Source organism: Microcoleus sp. N3A4, from assembly GCF_036701805.1.
Classification (GTDB): Bacteria; Cyanobacteriota; Cyanobacteriia; order Cyanobacteriales; family Microcoleaceae; genus Microcoleus.
The window spans coordinates 1-4,010 of sequence record NZ_JAUBRJ010000150.1; the positions used below are offsets into that span (position 1 = coordinate 1).

A 4,010-nucleotide genomic window follows, 5' to 3' on the forward strand; every position below is an offset into this window, starting at 1 on the left:
CCCAGTAATCACTTCAGGGTTGAATTTTTAAAATTTATAACCATCAATTCTATTTAAAGACCTGCGGAATGTGGGTACATAAGCACAAGTAAGAGGGCTAAAGCCCAACTACGTACCTCACTTATTTGAGAACCGCTATATCGGATTAATTCGGTTACTGCAAGCCGATCGCGATCGCTACCTGGAGCCAAATGCACAAAACTCCGCTCCGCCTCGCTGTAGTCCGCGGCTTGAATCGGCAGGAGATTTGCGATCGTTAGCCAACCGATCGGTAGAGTCAGGACTGTTGCACTGACAATAAATGAAAGTATCGTTTTCCAGGTCATGATGGCTCGATCGCACCTGAGATGAAAATAGAGCGATAAGTTAAATGGACAATGGTCGATCGTCCCATATTTCCAGCGGTACTGGCCGCAATCTTCCCGCTACTTCTACACTCGGCCAATTCGGATCGAATGTCAAATTTTCCAACGTTCCATCGCTGTGAATTACAAACGTATCCTCAATTTTTGCTCCCGACAAACTCGGATTCCAAGCCACAACCATATTTTCTGCTAAAATATCTGAAGTAGCCGGATTTGCCACAATTTCCCGCGCCAAATATCCGGTAGTTCCGCCTTGATGGTGTTCCCGAATTGCTTGAGGATATCCGTGTTCTTCGTAGGCAGTTTTCAGCGTATCATAAACTGCATTCAGCGATACTCCCGGCCGGCACGAATTCAAGGCGGCGGCTTCAATTTCTCTGACTTGTCGGTGCAACTCTGAATGCTTTTCCCCAAGAAAGTCGAAACTGACAAATCTGGTTAAATTTGCATACAAACCCCATCCCCTCGCGCAAAAGACTAACATTGCTTGCCGCCCAATTTCTTCGGCGGTTGCGGTGGCGTGGCGGTACAGCGGCAAACGCCTTTCTCCAGCAACTAATGTCAGGGCTGGATGCAAACCTCTGGCCCACAATGCCTCTGCACCGGCTCCCGCTAGCTGATATTCTGTCCATGTTGGTTTTGCTGCGGAAAGTACCTCTGTCATCGCTTCGCTGGCTAAACGTCCAACTCGCCGGTATCGCTCTAATTCGCTTGACATCATTGTCTGTTTGCGGGATTGTAAAGATGCGATTATTGGCATTTCTTGGGAATTTGGTCGATCGCTCATCACGTTACCGCCACCAGTAATTTCTTTGACAAAAGCTTCGCGCTGTGAAACATCTGCCCAAGGATAGATGTGCAGTTGAAAGTTGGCTGGCAATTCTTCATCTTGCAAGCGCTGGGCTTCGATTTCATCGGTGAGAACCCAAGCGTTTTCGGCGGTAATTAATATTTCTGCAACTCCGGTTTCTGCGGTTAGCAATACTGTATGGGAACCGCCGGCTGTGGCCCAGGCAAACCAGTCTGTACCGCGCAAGCGAAGGGCAACAGCTTTTGTTTCGGTTAAGGCTTTGCGGATGAATTCGAGTTTTAGATCGACTTCTTGATTTAATGAGTTTATCATATATGAAAGAAGGAAAAAGAGCGGTAGGTTGGGTTGAACGAAGTGAAACCCAACTCCAAGTATAACTCTGTGTTGTACTCCGTGAAACCCAACTCCAAATATAACTTTGTATTGGGCGGCGTGAAACCCAATTTTAACTATAATAACTATAACTTTGTGTTGGGTTTCACTTCGTTCAACCCAACCTACGTACTTACGAACCAATTTTATTAAAATAGATTTACGGGTACTGCTTGCAATTCTTTAGCTTTTTCTTCGGGTAAAGCGTCGTTGGCAAACATTCCGGCGGCTAGTTCGGTTCCTGCTAGATATTTTAGCCGATCGCTCGATCGATAGGGCGGATAAAATTGGGCGTGCAAATGCGCTTCTGGATGCGCTTTCCCGTCTGTGGGCCCTTGAAACCAAGCCATCAAATAGGGAAACGGGCGGTGCCACAAACCGTCGTATTTGAGGGTGACGGTTTTTAAGGCTTTAGCGAGTGATTGACGCTGTTTTTCGGTAATATCGATAAATGTAGCAGCGGGGGCGATCGGCGCAATCCACACTTCGTAAGGGTAGCGGGCGCAAGCGGGGACAAAGGCGATCGCCTCTTCGTCTAAATAAATAATTCGCTGTTTGTCAGCAATCTCTTTTTGAATCAAATCTTGCAGCAAACCGCTACTGTTTTTTTGATAGTAAACCGACTGACATTCTAACATCCGCGCAGGCACCGGAGGCACGAAGGGATAAGCGTAAATTTGACCGTGGGGATGGTGCAAAGTTACTCCGACTTCTACGCCGCGATTTTCAAAAGGCAAGACGTATTGAATTTCGGGATTGCTGCCGATTACTGAAGTGCGATCGGCCCATACTTCTAACAACAATTCTAAGTGATTTAACTCTAAAGCGCCGAGGGAAGCCTCCGGATCTTGAGTGAAAACAACGACTTCGCAAATGCCGTTAGCGGGCAAAGTTTCCACAATACTTGCAGGTGCGTTTTTGGCCTGCAAAGTCATCGAGGGAAAGCGGTTGTCAAAAACTGCGACATCGTAATCTCCCGGCGGCAATTCTGTCGGAAATTTGGGATTAATTGTAGCAGCCAGCGGGTTGTATTCCGGCGGCGGCATGAAAGTTCTTCCCTGGCGGTGGCTGGCGTATGCTACCCATTCCCCGCGCAAAGGATGCCAGCGAAAGTGCGGGTTCGCCTGTACGGGTTCATTGCTGGGACTTACGGCCGCGATTCCTTCTGGGATTGGGTAGCGGCTGTAGAGTGTGAGTGGGCGGCCGTCTGGTTTTAGCAATGTTTGGACGTACATTTTGGTTGGGGCGGGCGATCGCTTTTAATAGATGTCAGGAGTATAACTTCGTGCTTGGAGAATTCGCCCCTATCTAAAGTCGCAAATTATGTTAAAAAGATACTCGGCGGTTGAAACTGCGTCTACACAAACAAAGTCCGCCTGCGCGGACTGAAGAATAAAGGAGGTATTTAAGTGTGATTTAGGATTAGAGATATTTTTGTGTGGTTGCAACCTGCAAGTTAAAACCTGTGGCTGCACGAATTCAAGGTAGAATTAAAGGTAGACTTTACAGACAAAAGAGGCGATATGATAAATCTCGATCGCGATAACACTCAAGTCAGTAAAAATATGGGTGCAGTTCGAGTCAAGGTCAAGCTAACGAATGCAATTGATGAAGCCTTAGTGAGTCGAGGATTGCTCAATCCAAATCTGTTGCGCGTATACGAAGCAGAAGCACTAATAGATACTGGCGCAGTCAGAACTGCTTTACCTGCGGATGTAGTACAACACCTCGGCTTGAGAATTCGGAGTCAGCAAATAGCAAAATATGCTGACGGCCGACAAGAAACAGTGGGAATCACTGAACCTGTTATCATTGAATTGGAAGGGCGCGAGACGATCGAGGCTGTGATGGTTTTAGGCGATACGGTGCTAATCGGTCAAACTGTGTTAGAAACTTTGGATTTGTTGGTAGATTGCAGGAATCAGCGTCTCATTCCCAATCCTGAAAATCCCGAAAGTCCTGTATTGAGAGTCTAACATTTATAGGCCGCACAACAACAAGGAAAGGTTAGGCAAAATCTCTGATTCAAACTGTTTTTAGCCGTCATAAATGACGGTCGCCTTTTTTACTTAAGGGCGATCGCTTTTAATAGATGTCAGGAGTATAACTTCGTGCTTGGAGAATTCGCGCCTATCTAAAGTTAAAAAGATACTCGGCGGTTGAAACCGCGTCTACACAAACAAAGTCCGCCTGCGCGGACTGAAGAATAAAGGAGGTATTTAAGTGTGATTTGGTATGATGCGTGCGATCGCCTTTTCGTTAGTTTGCACCATTGCCATTAATATCAAACTTTTCTATGATGGGGATTTCTGAAGGTGAGGAGGCGACTATTCGCAGGTTTATATCAACTATGATTTGATTTTTATCAACAACTACATTTGCTTTTTTTATGGTTCTTCCTTACTTACTATGCTAAATCAATAGCTAAATCAGTGAAAATATCTGAACAAATATATAGAAAA

General features: G+C 45.9%; 4 protein-coding genes. 1 reads left to right on the forward strand and 3 read right to left on the reverse strand.

Annotation, left to right across the window (positions count from 1 at the left end; translation table 11 throughout):
* Positions 1 to 53: 53 nt before the first annotated feature.
* From QUA56_RS36235 to galT, 3 genes are all read right to left on the reverse strand, one after another.
* Complete coding sequence (locus QUA56_RS36235; protein WP_333368778.1) at positions 54 to 326, reverse strand: hypothetical protein; 273 nt, start codon at positions 324 to 326, stop codon at positions 54 to 56.
* A 40-nt stretch (positions 327 to 366) separates the two neighbouring features.
* Positions 367 to 1,488 carry a M24 family metallopeptidase gene (locus QUA56_RS36240; RefSeq protein WP_333368781.1) on the reverse strand — a complete coding sequence of 374 codons (1,122 nt, stop codon included), beginning with the start codon at positions 1,486 to 1,488 and terminating at the stop codon, positions 367 to 369.
* Between the two features lie 209 nt (positions 1,489 to 1,697).
* On the reverse strand, positions 1,698 to 2,783 hold the full coding sequence (gene galT, locus QUA56_RS36245) for a galactose-1-phosphate uridylyltransferase (RefSeq protein ID WP_333368784.1): 1,086 nt from the start codon (positions 2,781 to 2,783) through the stop codon (positions 1,698 to 1,700).
* A gap of 288 nt (positions 2,784 to 3,071) precedes the next feature.
* Between galT and QUA56_RS36250 the strand changes: the two genes are divergently transcribed.
* A complete protein-coding gene (locus QUA56_RS36250; RefSeq protein ID WP_333368786.1) occupies positions 3,072 to 3,524 on the forward strand; it encodes a retroviral-like aspartic protease family protein in 453 nt (150 codons plus the stop codon).
* Positions 3,525 to 4,010: the final 486 nt, after the last annotated feature.